Below are 16,675 nucleotides of genomic sequence, written 5' to 3' on the forward strand. Positions count from 1 at the left end.
CTTAGGTGCATGTTCCGGACACGGGCCCCGGACGCACGACTGACGACGTAAGGAAACGGACCCCATGGGCGAGCAGCACCACGTGAAGTTCCCGCAAGAGGTCATCGACGAGTACTCGGCGCTCGGCGTGGACCTGACCGCCATGTTCTCCGCCGGCCACCTCGGCACGCGCATGGGCGTCCAGATCGTCGAGGCGTCCGCGGACCGCGTCGTGGGCACCATGCCGGTCGAGGGCAACACCCAGCCGTACGGGCTCCTGCACGGCGGGGCCTCCGCCGTGCTCGCCGAGACCCTCGGCTCGGTCGGCGCCATGCTGCACGGCGGCAGCTCCAAGATCGCCGTGGGTGTCGACCTCAACTGCACCCACCACCGGGCCGCCCGGTCCGGCCTGGTCACCGCCGTGGCCACACCGCTGCACCGGGGCCGCTCGACCGCCACGTACGAGATCGTGATCAGCGACGAGGACGGCAGGCGGGTGTGCAGCGCGCGCCTGACGTGCATGCTGCGCGATGTGACGCCCGACGACGCGCAGCGGGTCGGCGCCACCGCCTGAACCGGCGCCGAACGGTGTCCGCACCGGCGTTGATCCCGGGCACCCGCGCCGCCTAGCTTCGAGGGATGGGAACGGGTGGAGCGTCCTGGCGAGGGCCGGCACCGGGGGTGGCACTCCTGGCCGCCGCGCTGGTCTGCGGGGTCACCGGCTGCGGCGGGTCGGGCGGACCCGCCGCGCCCCGGTCGGGCCCGGCGGCACCGGTGACCGCGACCCCGCCCGAGGTCCTGTGCGCGCGCGTCGTCGCGTACTGGTCGCGGGAGGTCCTGGACGGCGACACCTACGGGGACTACCAGTCCATGGGCCTGTCCAACAGGCAGTACGAGATCCTGAAGGCCGTCGTGGACACCGCCCGGACCGAGCGGGAGCGCGAGGGCGCACAGGCGGCCGAGCGGCTCATCGACCGCGTCGCGCGCGACCGCTGCGAGGAGCGGTACCGCGACGGCAACCCGAGTGAAGGGCCGTGGAGTTGAGCGGAGTCGGACCGGTCGAACCGGGCGAGGGCACGCGCGCGTGGGACGCCGGCGAGCCGCCCCCCGGATCCCGTCAGGAGCTGCCGCACGAACGCCTCGCGGCGTTCTGCGCCCGTCACCGCCGCGCCGTGCTCGCGTGCACCGCGGCCGCCGTCCTCCTCGCGGGCGGCGGCTACCTCTTCGCGACCCGGCCGCAGTCGCCACCCGACCCCGTGCCGTACCCGTCCCAGGTGATCGACATCCACTACCTGGGCGAGGAGGGCCGCCCAGCGAACGCGTCGAGGGGCAGCTTCACCTTCGCGGTACGGGTCACCGCGGAGTCCGGCCCGGCGGTCAGCGTCGTGGGCATCTCTCAGCCCTACGCCGGCCTCTCCCTGACCTCCGTGCCCCGGCCGCCGTTCCGGACCAGGACGGGTTTCGGCCACAAGATCATTGTCACTATGAATGTCACGGAATGCGCGAATACGCCGCGGAACGCCGGACTTCCTTTCCTGGACGTAACTCTGCGTAATACGCGCGCAATAGAGGACCACAGTTACATCCTGGGAGAGCGCTATGCGCACGACTTCGCCCAGGCCCTCCAAGTCGCCTGCGGCAACGACCACCCGTCACTAGCAAAACGGTAGAACGCTGCTGGAATCCCCGCCGCACGATCTGCGGGTTCTCACAATGTGGACCGGACGAATCGGCTGTAATTCCGCCCATCCACCCACCGAGTACCGCTCTGCATTACCTCGTGTCATAACAAGAGCGTCACAGCCTTCGTCAGACTCTCCTCCACGTTCCCTCCACCCGCTTAGAGTCACGGCCAGTCACCGCGCCATCGGATTCGAAGAAGTTTCGGCCCAGCGCTCGACTCGGCCCGTTCCACGAGGAACCGGCTGTGCCAGGGAAAGGACTGCTGATCGTGCGTCAACGTTCGCTCATCGCCATCACCGCCGCGTTGGCGGCGGGAGCACTCACCCTCACCGCCTGTGGCTCGCGCGACGACGACGGCGGCTCGGACTCCGGCAGCGACGGCACCACTGTCGTCATCGGCGTCGACGCCCCGCTGACCGGCGACCTCTCCGCGCTGGGCCTCGGCATCAAGAACTCCGTGGACCTCGCCGCCAAGACGGCCAACAAGGACAAGACCGTCGAAGGCATAACCTTCAAGGTCGAAGCCCTCGACGACCAGGCGCAGCCCTCCTCGGGCCAGCAGAACGCCACCAAGTTCGTCGCCGACAAGGACGTCCTCGGCGTCGTCGGCCCGCTGAACTCCTCCGTCGCCGAGTCCATGCAGAAGGTCTTCGACGACGCCAAGCTCACCCAGGTCTCCCCCGCCAACACCAACCCGGCCCTCACCCAGGGCACGAAGTGGAACGGCGGCGACAAGGCGCGCCCCTACAAGTCGTACTTCCGCACCGCGACCACGGACGCCATCCAGGGCCCGTTCGCCGCGCAGTACGTCTTCAACGACGCCAAGAAGAAGAAGGTCTATGTCATCGACGACAAGAAGACCTACGGCGCCGGCCTGGCCGCCACCTTCACCGACGAGTTCAAGAAGCTCGGCGGCAAGGTCGTGGGGACCCAGCACATCGACCCCGACACCAAGGACTTCTCCGCCGTCGCCACCCAGGTGAAGAGCTCCGGCGCCGACGTCGTCTACTACGGCGGCGAGTACCCGCAGGCCGGCCCCCTCAGCAAGCAGATCAAGGCCGCGGGCGCCAAGATCCCGCTCGTCGGCGGTGACGGCATCTACAGCGCCGACTTCATCAAGCTGGCCGGCGCCGCAGGCACCGGCGACCTCGCCACCTCGGTCGGCGCGCCCGTCGAGGACCTGCCCTCCGCCAAGGAGTTCGTCGCCAACTACAAGACGGCCGGCTACAAGGAGGCCTACGAGGCATACGGCGGCTACTCCTACGACTCCGGCTGGGCCATCATCGAGGCCGTGAAGAAGGTCGTCGAGGACAACGACGGCAAGCTCCCGGACGACGCCCGCGCCAAGGTCACCGAGGCCATGCAGAACGTCTCCTTCGACGGCGTGACCGGCAAGGTCTCCTTCGACGAGTTCGGCGACGCCACCAACAAGCAGCTCACCGTCTACTCCGTCGAGGGCGGCGACTGGAAGGCGGTCAAGTCCGGCACCTACACGGGCTGACCCACACCCGCACCACCACTTGAGCCGCGCGGGGCGCTGCAGGACAAGCGCCCCGCGCGGACCCACATCCGGTCACATCCCTCGACTATCCGAACGCTCGGAGGACATGCGGTGAACGAACTGCCGCAGCAGCTGGTCAACGGCCTGCTACTGGGATCCATGTACGGGCTGGTCGCCATCGGCTACACGATGGTCTATGGCATCGTCCAGCTCATCAACTTCGCCCACGGCGAGATCTTCATGATCGGAGGCTTCGGCGCGCTCACGGTCCACCTGTACGTACTGCCCGACGGCACCGCCATGTGGATCGCACTGCCTCTCATGCTCGTCGGCGCCGTCCTCGCGTCCACCACCGTCGCCATCGGAGCGGAACGGTTCGCCTACCGCCCCCTGCGCGGTGCTCCACGCCTCGCGCCCCTCATCACCGCCATCGGGCTCTCCCTCGCCCTCCAGCAGGCGGTCTGGGCCTGGTACCCCGAGGCCAAGTCGGCCCGCACCTTCCCGCAGATCGAGGGCGGCCCGTTCCACATCGGCAGCGTCACCATCCAGACCGGTGACATCTTCCTCTTCGTCGCCGCCCCCATCAGCATGGCGATCCTCGCCTACTTCGTCATGAAGACCCGCACCGGACGCGGCATGCAGGCCACCGCCCAGGACCCGGACACCGCGAAGCTCATGGGCATCAACACCGACCGCATCATCGTCGTCGCCTTCGCCCTCGGCGCCGTGTTCGCCGCCGTCGGAGGCCTCGCCTACGGCCTCAAGTACGGCCAGATCGACTTCCGCATGGGCTTCATCCTCGGCCTCAAGGCCTTCACCGCGGCCGTCCTCGGCGGCATCGGCAACATCTACGGCGCCATGATCGGCGGTCTCGTCCTCGGCCTCGCCGAAACCATGGCCACCGCCTACATCGCCGACGTCCCCGGCATGGAACAGCTCGGCGGCCAGTCCTGGGCCAACGTCTGGGCCTTCGTACTCCTCATCCTCGTGCTCCTCTTCAGGCCCCAGGGCCTGCTCGGCGAGCGCGTCGCGGACAGGGCGTGAGACCTATGACCACACAGACCAACACCCCCCAGACGCCCGCCAAGGAGTCCACCGGCTCCACCACCGGACTCGTCGGCATCCCGCCCCACATCGGACGCGCCCTCGCCACCGGCGGCGGCGTCCTCACCATCGTCTCCACCTTCCTCGCCTGGACCTGGACGGACGCATTCCCCGGCGACCTCACCGTCTACGGCTACCCCGGCGGCCTGCAGGTCCTCGTCCTCATCGGCGGCCTCCTCACCACGCTCTTCGGCCTCTCCTCCTACGGAGTCAAGGGCCTGCGCTGGCTGACCCCCGCCGGCGCCGACAGCGCCGTCAAACTCGCCGCACTCGCCGCGTTCGCGACCACCTGGTACACGGTCCTCGCGATCGCCGTGGACCTCGGCGGCCTCGCCAACCTCGAACCCGGCGGCTGGGTCGCGGCCGTCGCCACCCTCGTGGCGCTGCTCGGCGCGCTCGCCCTGCCGTTCGAACGGCCGGCCCCCGACCCCATCGACCCCGAAGACACCGGCTGGGAGCAGTTCCGCCACAAAGCGCGGCACACCGTCACCGTCGTCAAGGCCGCCTTCGCCTCCGGAACCACCAGGGCCCCGGCCCGCAAGCTCCCCGCGTACGCCGAGATCCTCGTCATCGTCGCCGCACTGGCCCTCGGCCTGACCGTCTTCACCTACGGCATCGGCACCGAGTACGACGAACAGTTCATCGGCTTCCTCATCACCGCGGGCTTCGGCTTCGCCGCCGCCGCCAAGGCCGGACTCGTCAACCGCGTCTCCGCCCTCACCGCCAAACACCGCAACATCACCATGCTCGGCGCGTTCGTCGCCGCAGCCGCGTTCCCCTTCACCCAGTCCGACGACCAGTACGCGACCATCGGCGTCTACATCCTGATCTTCGCCACCGTCGCCCTCGGCCTCAACATCGTCGTCGGCCTCGCCGGCCTCCTCGACCTCGGATACGTCGCCTTCCTCGGCGTCGGCGCCTACACCGCGGCCATGGTCTCCGGCTCCCCCTCCTCACCCTTCGACATCCACCTGCCGTTCTGGGCCGCCGCCCTCCTCGGCGCAGCCGTCGCCATGGTCTTCGGCGTCCTCATCGGCGCCCCCACCCTGCGACTGCGCGGCGACTACCTCGCCATCGTCACCCTCGGCTTCGGCGAGATCTTCCGCCTCGCCGTCCTCAACGCCGACGGCACCAGCGGACCCGACATCACCAACGGCTCCAACGGCATCTCCTCCATCCCGAACCTCAACATCCTCGGCTTCGACTTCGGCCAGGAACACACCGTCGCCGGCTTCACCATCGCGCGCTTCGCCAACTACTTCTTCCTGATGCTCCTCATCACGCTGATCGTCGTGGTCGTCTTCCGCCGCAGCGGTGACTCCCGCATCGGCCGCGCCTGGGTCGCCATCCGCGAGGACGAGACGGCCGCACTCGCCATGGGCATCAACGGCTTCCGCGTCAAACTCATCGCCTTCGCCCTCGGCGCCGCCCTCGCCGGCCTCGCCGGATCCGTCCAGGCACACGTCACCTACACCGTGACCCCCGAGCAGTACCAGTTCGCCCACGTCGTACCGCCCAACTCGGCCTTCCTCCTCGCAGCGGTCGTCCTCGGCGGCATGGGCACCATCAGCGGCCCCCTCGTCGGCGCCGCACTGCTCTACCTCATCCCCGCCAAGCTCCAGTTCCTCGGCGACTACCAGCTCCTCGCCTTCGGCCTCGCGCTCATCCTGCTGATGCGCTTCCGACCGGAAGGCCTCATCCCGAACCGGCGCCGCCAGCTCGAATTCCACGAGGAAGCAGAAGCGCCCACAGTCCTCAGCAAGGCAGGGGCCTGACCACGATGACAACCGACACCACCACCAAGGGCGCCCACCCCGGCGCCACCGCCCCCGGCGAGACCGTCCTCGACGCACGCGGCGTCACCATGCGCTTCGGCGGACTCACCGCCGTGCGCAACGTCGACCTCAAAGTCAACAGCGGCGAGATCGTCGGACTCATCGGCCCCAACGGCGCCGGCAAGACCACCTTCTTCAACTGCCTCACCGGCCTCTACATCCCCACCGAGGGCGAAGTCCGGTACAAGGGCACGGTCCTGCCGTCCCAGTCCTTCAAGGTCACCGCCGCCGGCGTCGCCCGCACCTTCCAGAACATCCGCCTCTTCTCCAACATGACCGTCCTGGAAAACGTGCTCGTCGGCCGCCACACCCGCACCAAAGAAGGACTCTGGTCCGCACTCCTGCGCGGCCCCGGATTCAAGAAGGCCGAAAGGGAATCCGAAGAGCGCGCCATGGAACTCCTCGAGTTCATCGGCCTCGCCGCCAAGCGCGACCACCTCGCCAGGAACCTCCCCTACGGCGAACAGCGCAAGCTCGAGATCGCCCGCGCCCTCGCCAGCGAACCCGGACTCCTCCTCCTCGACGAGCCCACCGCCGGCATGAACCCCCAGGAAACCCGCGCCACCGAAGAACTCGTCTTCGCCATCCGCGACATGGGCATCGCCGTCCTCGTCATCGAGCACGACATGCGCTTCATCTTCAACCTCTGCGACCGCGTCGCCGTCCTCGTCCAGGGCGAAAAACTCGTCGAGGGCGACAGCGCCACCGTCCAGGGCGACGAACGCGTCGTCGCCGCCTACCTCGGCGAACCCTACGAAGATGCACCCGGCCAGGCCGAGGTCGCGGAGGTCGAAGCAGCCGAAGCACAGGCCGACGCCGCGCCCCGCAAGGAGACCGACCGATGACCGCACTGCTCGAAGTCGAGGACCTCCGGGTCGCCTACGGCAAGATCGAAGCCGTCAAGGGCATCTCCTTCAAGGTCGACGCCGGCCAGGTCGTCACCCTCATCGGCACCAACGGCGCCGGCAAGACCACCACCCTGCGCACCCTCTCCGGCCTCCTCAAGCCCGTCGGCGGCCAGATCAAGTTCCAGGGCAAGTCCCTCAAGAAGACCCCCGCCCACCAGATCGTCTCCCTCGGACTCGCCCACTCCCCCGAGGGGCGGCACATCTTCCCCCGCATGACCATCGAGGACAACCTCCGCCTCGGCGCCTTCCTCCGCAACGACAAGGCAGGCATCGAAAAGGACATCCAGCGCGCCTACGACCTCTTCGCCATCCTCGGAGAACGCCGCAAGCAGGCCGCCGGCACCCTCTCCGGCGGTGAGCAGCAGATGCTCGCCATGGGGCGCGCCCTGATGTCCCAGCCGAAACTGCTCATGCTCGACGAGCCCTCCATGGGCCTCTCCCCGATCATGATGCAGAAGATCATGGCGACCATCGCGGAACTGAAGTCCCAGGGCACCACCATCCTGCTCGTCGAGCAGAACGCCCAGGCGGCGCTCTCCCTCGCCGACCAGGGGCACGTCATGGAGGTCGGATCCATCGTGCTCTCCGGCACCGGCCAGGACCTGCTGACCGACGAGTCCGTCCGCAAGGCGTACCTCGGCGAGGACTGAGTCCCGCCCCGTACGGTTGAGGCCCGCACCCCGAGCTCGGGGTGCGGGCCTCAACCGTACGAAGGGGTGTGGTGGCCGATCAGCCGTTCTTCGCGGCCTTCTTCTCGTCGGCGTCCTGGATGACCGCCTCGGCGACCTGCTGCATGGACATCCGCCGGTCCATCGACGTCTTCTGGATCCAGCGGAACGCGGCGGGCTCCGTCAGGCCGTACTCCGTCTGCAGGACCGACTTCGCACGGTCCACCAGCTTCCGGGTCTCCAGCCGCTGGGTGAGATCCTCGATCTCCTTCTCCAGCGCCTTCAGCTCCGTGAACCGCGAGACGGCCATCTCGATCGCCGGAACCACGTCGCTCTTGCTGAACGGCTTCACCAGGTACGCCATCGCGCCGGCGTCCCTCGCCCGCTCGACCAGGTCCCGCTGCGAGAACGCGGTCAGCATCAGCACGGGGGCGATGGACTCCTCCGCGATCTTCTCCGCGGCGGAGATGCCGTCGAGCTTCGGCATCTTCACGTCGAGGATGACCAGGTCGGGACGGTGTTCCCGGGCGAGCTCCACGGCTTCCTCGCCGTCACCGGCCTCGCCCACGACCGTGTATCCCTCTTCCTCCAGCATCTCCTTGAGGTCGAGACGGATCAACGCCTCGTCCTCGGCGATGACGACACGGGTCGTCAGCGGAGGCACGTGCGACTTGTCGTCGTCGGGCGCGTCCACGGGCTGGGGCGACTCGGGGGCGGTCACGGTTGCTCCTTGTTCCGGGGCAGGCAAGTACTGCTCCCTCAGCAGCCTACCTAGGGGCGTCGGCCTGCGGTGAACCGGTACACTTCCGTGTGTGCCTGGCCGGGTTGGTGGAAGGGTATACACGGAGGTCTCAAACACCTCTGCCTGAGAGGGCTTGCGGGTTCGAATCCCGCACCCGGTACATGTTCGGCTCTGAAGCGGATGTTCCCGTTCTCGTGAACATCCGCTTTTTGCTGCGTGTCGTCACATCCGGTTACGCAGAGTGTTCGTATGGACTTCCACGGCACAGAGGTGCGACAGAGGGCGATCACGTTGCTGCGAGGCGGTGCCAAGAACGCCGACGTCGCTCGTACGCTCGATGTCCCACTCGGCACGATCGGCTACTGGAAACACATGGACCGCGCGAAACGCGGCGAGTGCCCGGGTAAGCACGACCCGCCGTGCCATCGGTGCGACGGGCGTGAGCTGGACGAGTCCGCGTACAGCTACCTGCTCGGTCTGTACCTCGGAGACGGGCACATCAGTCACTACTCCGAGCACCGTGTGCCCAACCTCATGATCACCTGCTGCGAGTCATGGCCCGGGCTCATGGACGACTGCGAGCAAGCCATGCGCTCGGTGTTCCCCGGCAACTCGGTCTGCCGGGTCCGCAGGACCGGCTGCCGCAACGTGAAGGTCTACTCGAAGCATTTGCACTGCCTTTTCCCTCAGCACGGTCCGGGCAGGAAGCACGAGCGCGTCATCGCCCTCGAACCCTGGCAACAGGAGATTGTTGATGCCCATCCCTGGGAGTTCGTCCGGGGGCTCATCCACTCCGATGGGTGTCGGATCATCAACTGGACGACCCGGATCGTCGCCGGTGAGCGCAAGCGGTATGAGTACCCCCGGTACTTCTTCACCAATGTGTCCGACGACATCCGACAGCTCTACACGGACACCCTCGACCAGCTGGGCGTCGAGTGGACGCACTGCACCCGGCACGGGAACCCGTACAACATCTCCGTCGCCCGCAAAGCCTCCGTCGCCCTCATGGACGCCCACGTGGGTCCCAAATACTGACGCGGTCTACTTCGGGGTGTCGTCCTCTCCGATGTGGTGGACGCGGACCAGGTTCGTCGAGCCGGAGATCCCGGGCGGGGAGCCGGCCGTGATGACGACGATGTCGCCCTTCCGGCAGCGGCCGTACTTGAGGAGCAGCTCGTCGACCTGGTCGACCATCGCGTCCGTGGAGTCGACGTGCGGTCCCAGAAACGTTTCCACGCCCCAGGTCAGGTTCAGCTGGGAGCGGGTCGCCGGGTCCGGGGTGAAGGCCAGCAGCGGGATCGGCGAGCGGTAGCGGGAGAGGCGGCGGACCGTGTCGCCGCTCTGGGTGAAGGCGACCAGGAACTTCGCGCCGAGGAAGTCGCCCATGTCGGCGGCGGCGCGGGCGACGGCGCCGCCCTGGGTGCGGGGCTTGTTCCGTTCCGTCATCGGCGGGAGGCCCTTCGCGAGGATGTCCTCCTCCGCCGCCTCGACGATACGGGCCATGGTGCGGACCGTCTCGACGGGGTATTTGCCGACACTCGTCTCGCCGGAGAGCATCACGGCGTCCGTGCCGTCGATCACGGCGTTCGCGACGTCGGACGCCTCGGCCCTGGTGGGGCGCGAGTTGTCGATCATCGAGTCGAGCATCTGGGTGGCGACGATGACCGGCTTGGCATTGCGCTTGGCGAGGGTGACCGCGCGCTTCTGGACGATGGGGACCTGCTCCAGGGGCATCTCGACGCCCAGGTCGCCCCGGGCGACCATGATGCCGTCGAAGGCCGCGACGATGTCCTCGATGTTGTCGACGGCCTGTGGCTTCTCCACCTTGGCGATCACGGGGAGGTGACGGCCTTCCTCCTTCATGATGCGGTGGACGTCGTCGATGTCGCGTCCGCTGCGGACGAAGGAGAGGGCGATGACGTCGCAGCCCGTGCGCAGGGCCCAGCGGAGGTCCGCTTCGTCCTTGTCGGAGAGGGCGGGGACGGAGACCGCGACACCGGGGAGGTTGAGGCCCTTGTTGTCGGAGACCATGCCGCCCTCGATGACGGTGGTGTGGACACGGGGCCCGTCGACGGAGGTGACTTCGAGGCAGACCTTGCCGTCGTCGACGAGGATGCGTTCGCCGGTGGTGACGTCGGCGGCGAGGCCGGAGTAGGTGGTGCCGCAGGTCTGGCGGTCGCCCTGGGCACCGTCCTCCACCGTGATGGTGAAGGTGTCGCCCCGTTCGAGGAGTACAGGCCCTTCGGTGAAGCGGCCGAGTCGGATCTTCGGACCTTGAAGGTCGGCGAGGACGCCGACGCTGCGGCCGGTCTCGTCGGCGGCCTTCCGTACGCGCTGGTAGCGCTCCTCGTGCTCGGCGTAGCTGCCGTGACTGAGATTGAAGCGGGCTACGTCCATTCCGGCTTCGACCAGTGCCTTGATCTGGTCGTACGAGTCGGTGGCGGGGCCCAAAGTACAGACGATTTTTGCTCGGCGCATGATACGAGCCTAAGTCTTACCGGCGGGTAGGAACTCGGCCCTGCGTGGCTGCCCAACAACCTTTGCGTGAAAGGTTGTTGACAGATGTTCGGGCGTGCGCGAGGGCGCTCCGATGAGCACCCGACCTGCCGGACGGACGTCGCGGAGGGTCAGCGTTCGAGTGCCGGCGGTGTCATGGTGAAGCGGGCGTTGACCTGGGCGTACACGTGCTGTCGTTCGGGTTCGAGGTCCAGGGCCTGGGGGTCTTCCGGAGCGGCGGCGTCGAAGCCCTTGGTCCGCATGGAGCGGGAGTAGGTCTCCATGCCGTAGGGCTGGGCGTTCTCGGCTCCGACGTCGGCGAGTTCGACGAGGGCGGCGAGGGTGGCGCCGAGGGCCTCCGCGTATTCGCGGGCTCGCTGGACCGCTTCGCGTACTGCCTGCTGCCTGGCCCGGCGGTGGGTGGGCGAGTCGGGGCGCAGGGCCCACCAGGGTCCGTCGACCTGGGTGAGGTCGAGGTCGGCGAGGCGGGTGGTGAGTTCGCCGAGGGCGGTGAAGTCGGTGAGTTCGGCGGTGATGTGGACGCGGCCGTGGTAGGCGCGGATGCGTTCGCCGCGGCCGTGCTTGGTGAGTTCCGGGGTGATGGAGAAGGCGCCGGTCTCCAGTCTCTCGACCGCTTCGCCGTATGTCTTGATCAGGTCGAGGGCGCCGGTGTTGCGGCGGGTGAGGTCGGCGAGGGCCTCGCGGCGGTCGGTGCCGCGGGACTGGACGGTGACGCCGATGCGGGCCGTCTCGGGGTCGACTTCGAGGTGGGCTTCGCCGCGGACGGCTATGCGGGGGGCTTCGGGGGTGCCGTAGGGGGTGGCGGGTCCGGGGTGTCCGGGGGCTGAGGTCATACGTCCCACTCTGTCACCGGCGGGCGGGCCATGGTGTCTGCCGGTCATCAGATCGAAACCTTCGGGGGGTGTTGCCGCATGGCGTGGCCGGGTCAGAATCTACGCGCGTTGTTGACATTCACGTCCACATCTACGCGCGTTGTTGAACGTCCCTTCGAGGAGTAGCCCGTCATGCCGTTGAACCGTCGGAAGTTCCTGAAGAAGTCCGCTGTGACCGGGGCCGGTGTCGCCCTGGCCGGTGCGGCGGTGGCGCCGAGTGCGGAGGCGGCGGCGGTGACGGGTCGCGGAAAGCCGAAGCCCAAGCGGTACTCGCTGACGGTGCTGGGCACGACCGACCTGCACGGCCATGTCTTCAACTGGGACTACTTCAAGGACGCGGAGTACCAGGACGCGGCGGGCAACGCGCAGGGGCTGGCGCGGATCTCGACGCTGGTGAACGCGGTGCGCAAGGAGAAGGGCCGCGACAACACGCTGCTCCTTGACGCAGGCGACACGATCCAGGGCACACCGCTGACGTACTACTACGCGAAGGTCGATCCGATCACCGCCAAGGGCGGTCCCGTGCACCCGATGGCTCAGGCGATGAACGCGATCGGGTACGACGCGGTGGCGCTGGGCAACCACGAGTTCAACTACGGCATCGAGACGCTGCGCAAGTTCGAGCAGCAGTGCCGCTTCCCGCTGCTGGGCGCCAACGCCCTGGACGCGAAGACGCTGAAGCCGGCTTTCCCGCCCTACTTCATCAAGAGGTTCCACGTGAAGGGTGCGCCGCCGGTCAAGGTCGCGGTGCTGGGGCTGACGAACCCGGGTATCGCGATCTGGGACAAGGCGTACGTGCAGGGCAAGCTGGTCTTCCCCGGTCTCGAGGAGCAGGCGGCGAAGTGGGTGCCGAAGCTGCGGTCGATGGGCGCGGACGTGGTGGTCGTGTCGGCGCACTCCGGTTCGTCGGGCACGTCGTCGTACGGTGACCAGTTGCCGTACGTGGAGAATTCGGCGGCGCTGGTGGCGCAGCAGGTGCCGGGGATCGACGCGATCCTGGTCGGGCACGCGCATGTGGAGATCCCCGAGCTGAAGGTGACGAACGCGAAGACGGGGCGGACGGTGGTCCTGTCGGAGCCGCTGGCGTACGCGGAGCGGCTGTCGCTGTTCGACTTCGAGCTGGTCTTCGAGAAGGGCCGGTGGACGGTCGAGTCGGTGGCGGCGTCGGTCCGTAACACGAACACGGTGACGGACGACCCGAAGATCACGAAGCTGCTGAAGGACGAGCACGACGTGGTCGTGGCGTACGTCAACCAGGTGGTCGGCACGGCGACCGAGACGCTGACGACGGTCGACGCGCGCTACAAGGACGCGCCGATCATCGACCTGATCAACAAGGTGCAGGAGGACGTGGTCAGGGCGGCGCTGGCGGGTACGGAGTACGCGTCGCTGCCGGTGCTGTCGCAGGCGTCGCCGTTCTCGCGGACGTCGGAGATCCCGGCGGGGGACGTGACGATCCGGGACCTGTCGAGCCTGTACGTGTACGACAACACGCTGGTCGCGAAGTTGCTGACGGGTGCGCAGGTGCGGGCGTACCTGGAGTTCTCGGCGGAGTACTTCGTACGGACGGCGGCCGGTGCGCCGGTCGAGGTGGAGAAGCTGACCAACGCGGGCAACCGGCCGGACTACAACTACGACTACGTGTCGGGGCTGACGTACGACATCGACATCGCGCAGGCGGCGGGGTCGCGGATCAAGAACCTTTCGTACGACGGTGTGGCGCTGGACGACGCGCAGCAGTTCGTGTTCGCGGTGAACAACTACCGGGCGAACGGTGGTGGCGCGTTCCCGCACGTGGCGTCGGCGAAGGAGCTGTGGGCGGAGTCGACGGAGATCCGTACGCGGATCGCGGAGTGGGTGACGGCGAAGGGTTCGCTGGACCCGAAGGAGTTCGCCTCGGTGGACTGGAAGCTGACGCGTGAGGGCACGCCTGTCTTCTAGGCGTGTGTTCCCCTTTCCTCCTTTCCTCGTTTTCTCCTGGTGGCCGGCTGTCTCAGTCGGCCACCAGTGGTGTGAGGGTCTTCGGCTGCCTGGCGGGCGGGATCTGGGGCTGCTGGGTGAGTCCGAAGGTGGTGAAGGCGGTGCGGCTCGGCAGGGGGTAGGGGTCCTTGCCGGTCAGGGAGTTGAGGATGCTCGCGCTGCGCCAGGCGGTGAGGCCGAGGTCGGGGGCGCCGACGCCGTGGGTGTGGCGTTCGGCGTTCTGGACGTGGACGGCGCCGGTGACGGAGGGGTCGAGGACGAGGCGGTGCCGGTCGTCGATCCTGGGGCGTTCGGAGGCGTCGCGGCGCATGTAGGGGTCGAGGCCGGCGAGGATCCGGTCGAGGGGGCGTTCGCGGTAGCCGGTGGCGAGGACGACGGCGTCGGTGGTCATGCGTGACCTGTCGGCCTGCTGGACGTGTTCCAGGTGCAGTTCGATCTGGGTGGTGGCGATACGGCCCGCGGTGCGGACGTGGACGCCGGGGGTGAGTACGGTGTCGGGCCAGCCGCCGTCGAGGGTGCGGCGGTAGAGCTCGTCGTGGATGGCGGCGATGGTGTCCGCGTCGATGCCCTTGTGCAGTTGCCACTGGGCGGGGACGAGCCGGTCGCGTACGGGCTCGGGCAGGGCGTGGAAGTAGCGTGTGTAGTCGGGTGTGAAGTGTTCGAGGCCGAGTTTCGAGTACTCCATGGGCGCGAAGGCTTCGGTGCGGGCGAGCCAGTGGATCCTCTCGCGGCCCGCGGGGCGGTTCCTGAGGAGGTCGAGGTAGACCTCGGCGCCGGACTGTCCTGAGCCGATCACGGTGACGTGCCCGGCGGTCAGGAAGCGTTCCCGGTGCTGGAGGTAGTCGGCGGCGTGGATGACGGGTACGCCGGGGGCTTCGACGAGGGGCCGGAGGGGTTCGGGGATGTGGGGGGCGGTGCCGATACCGAGGGCGATGTTCCTGGTGTACGTGCGTCCCAGTGCCTCCGCCTCCCCGTCGGCGTCGAGCTGGGTGTAGTCGACCTCGAAGAGGTCGCGTTCGGGGTTCCAGCGGACGGCGTCGACCTGGTGGCCGAAGCGGAGTCCGGGGAGGCTGTCGCTGACCCAGCGGCAGTAGGCGGCGTATTCGGTGCGGTGGAGGTGGAAGCGCTCGGCGAAGTAGAAGGGGAAGAGGCGCTCGCGGGTCCTGAGGTAGTTCAGGAAAGTCCAGGGGCTGGTGGGGTCGGCGAGGGTCACCAGGTCGGCGAGGAAGGGGACTTGGAGCGTGGTGCCTTCGAGGAGGAGGCCCGGGTGCCAGTCGAACGCGGGGTGCTGTTCGTAGAAGACGGTGTCGAGTTCGGCGAGGGGGTGCGCGAGGGCGGCGAGGGAGAGGTTGCTCGGGCCGATGCCGATGCCGACGAGGTCGCGGGGGGCCTCGGGTTCGTGGTGGGTGGGGGGTGTGGCGGACGGGGGGGGTGGCGTCGACCTCATCGGGCGGTGTGTCCTTCCACGAGTCTCAGGAGCGCGGCGAGGTCGCCGGGTCCGGTGTGCGGGTTGAGCAGGGTGGCCTTGAACCAGAGACGGTCGTCCGCGCGGGCGCGGCCGAGGACGGCGCGGCCTTCGGTGAGGAGGCGGCGGCGTACGGCGGCGACCGTGTCGTCCGTGGCGTGGGTGGGCCGGAACAGGACGGTGCTGATGGTGGGCCGGTCGTAGAGCTCGAAGCAGGGGTGCCGGTCGATGAGGTCGGCGAGGTCTCCGGCGTGGGCGCAGACCTGGTCGACGAGTGTGCCGAGTCCTCGGCGGCCGAGGGTTCTGAGGGTGACGGCGATCTTCAGGACGTCGGGGCGCCGGGTGGTGCGCAGCGAGCGGCCGAGGAGGTCGGGGAGGCCGGTTTCGGTGTCGTCGGCGGCGTTGAGGTAGTCGGCCCGGTGTGCCAGGGCGGTGAGGTCGTCGCGGTCGCGTACGGCGAGGAGACCGGCGGCGACGGGCTGCCAGCCGAGTTTGTGCAGGTCGAGGGTGACGGTGTCGGCGCGGGCGAGGCCGTCGAGTTTCGGGCGGTGGCGGTCGCTGAAGAGGAGTCCTCCGCCGTAGGCGGCGTCGACGTGGAGGCGGGTGCCGTGGGCTTCGCAGAGGGTGGCGATCTCGGGCAGCGGGTCGATGAGGCCGGCGTCGGTGGTGCCGGCGGTGGCCGCGACGAGGATGCCGCCGGGCGGGCCGGGCAGCGCGGTGAGGGCCTGGTCCAGGGCGGCGGGGTCCATGGTGCCGGCGGGGGCGGGCACGGTGACCGGTTCGGGGAGCCCGAGGAGCCAGGCGGCCCGGTGGAGGGAGTGGTGGGCGCCCGCGGCCTGGACGAGTTGTACGTTGCCCTGTTTCTCGCGGGCCAGGAGGAGGGCGAGCTGGTTGGACTCGGTGCCGCCGGTGGTGACGAGGGCGTCGGGGGTCGTGGCGGTGGGGGTGCGGGTCAAAGGGGTGTGGGTGGTGGGGGGATAGACCTCGTCCGCGAGGGCCCTGGTGACGAGGGCTTCCAGTTCCGATGCCGCGGGGGCCTGGTCCCAGGAGTCGAGGGACGGGTTGAGGACGGACGCGGCGAGGTCGGCCGCGGCGGCGACGGCGAGGGGCGGGCAGTGCAGGTGGGCCGTGCAGAGGGGGTCCGCGGGGTCTGCGGCGCCCGCGGCGAAGGCGTGGACGAGGGAGTACAGGGCCTGGCCGTCGCCGTCGTCCGGGAGGGGGTCGCCGAGGGCCTCGCGGAGGCGGGCGGCCACCTGGGCGGGGCCGCCGGCGGGGAGGGGGCCGCGGCGGGTATCGGCGCCCTTCTCCAGCGCGTCGAGCACCGTGTCGAGCAACGGTCGCAGGGTGTGCGGGCCCTGGGGGCCTGATGCGAGCGGGCTCATCTTCTCTCCGGGCGACGAGGCTTCGGCGGCGAGGCG

The 16,675-nt window shown here is 68.8% G+C and carries 15 protein-coding genes and 1 tRNA gene; 11 read left to right on the forward strand and 5 right to left on the reverse strand.

Annotation, left to right across the window (positions count from 1 at the left end):
• The first annotated feature begins 64 nt into the window (after positions 1–64).
• The 8 genes from ACFYXC_RS23250 to ACFYXC_RS23285 all read left to right on the forward strand — a co-directional run bounded on the left by ACFYXC_RS23250 (position 65) and on the right by ACFYXC_RS23285 (position 7,660).
• Positions 65–553 carry a PaaI family thioesterase gene (locus tag ACFYXC_RS23250; RefSeq protein WP_388919907.1) on the forward strand — a complete coding sequence of 163 codons (489 nt, stop codon included), beginning with the start codon at positions 65–67 and terminating at the stop codon, positions 551–553.
• Positions 554–618: 65 nt separating this feature from the next.
• Positions 619–1,023, forward strand: coding sequence for a hypothetical protein (locus ACFYXC_RS23255; RefSeq protein ID WP_389553894.1), 405 nt, complete (start codon positions 619–621; stop codon positions 1,021–1,023).
• Positions 1,020–1,649 (forward strand): Tat pathway signal sequence domain protein, encoded by a 630-nt coding sequence (locus tag ACFYXC_RS23260; RefSeq protein WP_389553895.1) that lies wholly within the window; start codon positions 1,020–1,022, stop codon positions 1,647–1,649. Before ACFYXC_RS23255 ends, ACFYXC_RS23260 begins: the two co-directional genes overlap by 4 nt.
• 281 nt (positions 1,650–1,930) lie before the next feature.
• Positions 1,931–3,163, forward strand: a complete 1,233-nt coding sequence (locus ACFYXC_RS23265) for a branched-chain amino acid ABC transporter substrate-binding protein (protein WP_388919898.1) — start codon at positions 1,931–1,933, stop codon at positions 3,161–3,163.
• Between the two features lie 111 nt (positions 3,164–3,274).
• Entirely contained in the window at positions 3,275–4,207 is a 933-nt protein-coding gene (locus ACFYXC_RS23270; RefSeq protein WP_388919896.1) for a branched-chain amino acid ABC transporter permease, read from the forward strand.
• 5 nt (positions 4,208–4,212) lie between these two features.
• Positions 4,213–6,042 (forward strand): branched-chain amino acid ABC transporter permease, encoded by a 1,830-nt coding sequence (locus tag ACFYXC_RS23275; protein WP_389553896.1) that lies wholly within the window; start codon positions 4,213–4,215, stop codon positions 6,040–6,042.
• A gap of 5 nt (positions 6,043–6,047) precedes the next feature.
• Positions 6,048–6,947 carry an ABC transporter ATP-binding protein gene (locus tag ACFYXC_RS23280; protein WP_388919891.1) on the forward strand — a complete coding sequence of 300 codons (900 nt, stop codon included), beginning with the start codon at positions 6,048–6,050 and terminating at the stop codon, positions 6,945–6,947.
• Entirely contained in the window at positions 6,944–7,660 is a 717-nt protein-coding gene (locus tag ACFYXC_RS23285; protein WP_388919888.1) for an ABC transporter ATP-binding protein, read from the forward strand. Before ACFYXC_RS23280 ends, ACFYXC_RS23285 begins: the two co-directional genes overlap by 4 nt.
• Before the next feature lie 79 nt (positions 7,661–7,739).
• Here ACFYXC_RS23285 and ACFYXC_RS23290 read toward each other — a convergent pair whose 3' ends face one another.
• Positions 7,740–8,399, reverse strand: a complete 660-nt coding sequence (locus tag ACFYXC_RS23290) for an ANTAR domain-containing response regulator (protein WP_388919885.1) — start codon at positions 8,397–8,399, stop codon at positions 7,740–7,742.
• 98 nt (positions 8,400–8,497) lie between these two features.
• Between ACFYXC_RS23290 and ACFYXC_RS23295 the strand changes: the two genes are divergently transcribed.
• Together ACFYXC_RS23295 and ACFYXC_RS23300 are read left to right on the forward strand one after the other, a co-directional pair.
• Positions 8,498–8,580, forward strand: a tRNA-Leu gene (locus ACFYXC_RS23295).
• Between the two features lie 89 nt (positions 8,581–8,669).
• The gene (locus ACFYXC_RS23300) at positions 8,670–9,458 is read left to right on the forward strand and encodes a helix-turn-helix domain-containing protein (protein WP_389553897.1); all 789 of its coding nucleotides are present in this window, start codon (positions 8,670–8,672) and stop codon (positions 9,456–9,458) included.
• A gap of 6 nt (positions 9,459–9,464) precedes the next feature.
• On the opposite strand, the gene pyk is transcribed toward ACFYXC_RS23300, so the two are convergent.
• Positions 9,465–10,901 (reverse strand): pyruvate kinase, encoded by a 1,437-nt coding sequence (pyk, locus tag ACFYXC_RS23305; protein ID WP_389553898.1) that lies wholly within the window; start codon positions 10,899–10,901, stop codon positions 9,465–9,467.
• A 149-nt stretch (positions 10,902–11,050) separates the two neighbouring features.
• On the reverse strand, positions 11,051–11,773 hold the full coding sequence (locus tag ACFYXC_RS23310) for an SIMPL domain-containing protein (protein ID WP_389553899.1): 723 nt from the start codon (positions 11,771–11,773) through the stop codon (positions 11,051–11,053).
• Positions 11,774–11,944: 171 nt separating this feature from the next.
• On the opposite strand from ACFYXC_RS23310, the gene ACFYXC_RS23315 reads away from it, so the two are divergent.
• Positions 11,945–13,753: a bifunctional metallophosphatase/5'-nucleotidase gene (locus tag ACFYXC_RS23315; protein ID WP_389553900.1), complete on the forward strand. Its 1,809-nt coding sequence runs from the start codon at positions 11,945–11,947 to the stop codon at positions 13,751–13,753.
• Positions 13,754–13,805: 52 nt separating this feature from the next.
• Here the strand turns inward: ACFYXC_RS23315 and ACFYXC_RS23320 are convergent, their stop codons facing one another.
• Positions 13,806–15,239, reverse strand: a complete 1,434-nt coding sequence (locus ACFYXC_RS23320; protein ID WP_389553901.1) for a lysine N(6)-hydroxylase/L-ornithine N(5)-oxygenase family protein — start codon at positions 15,237–15,239, stop codon at positions 13,806–13,808.
• Entirely contained in the window at positions 15,236–16,639 is a 1,404-nt protein-coding gene (locus ACFYXC_RS23325; protein ID WP_389553902.1) for a pyridoxal phosphate-dependent decarboxylase family protein, read from the reverse strand. The genes ACFYXC_RS23320 and ACFYXC_RS23325 overlap by 4 nt, the downstream gene beginning before the upstream one ends.
• Positions 16,640–16,675: the final 36 nt, after the last annotated feature.

Source organism: Streptomyces sp. NPDC002701 (assembly GCF_042889045.1).
Classification (GTDB): Bacteria; Actinomycetota; Actinomycetes; order Streptomycetales; family Streptomycetaceae; genus Streptomyces.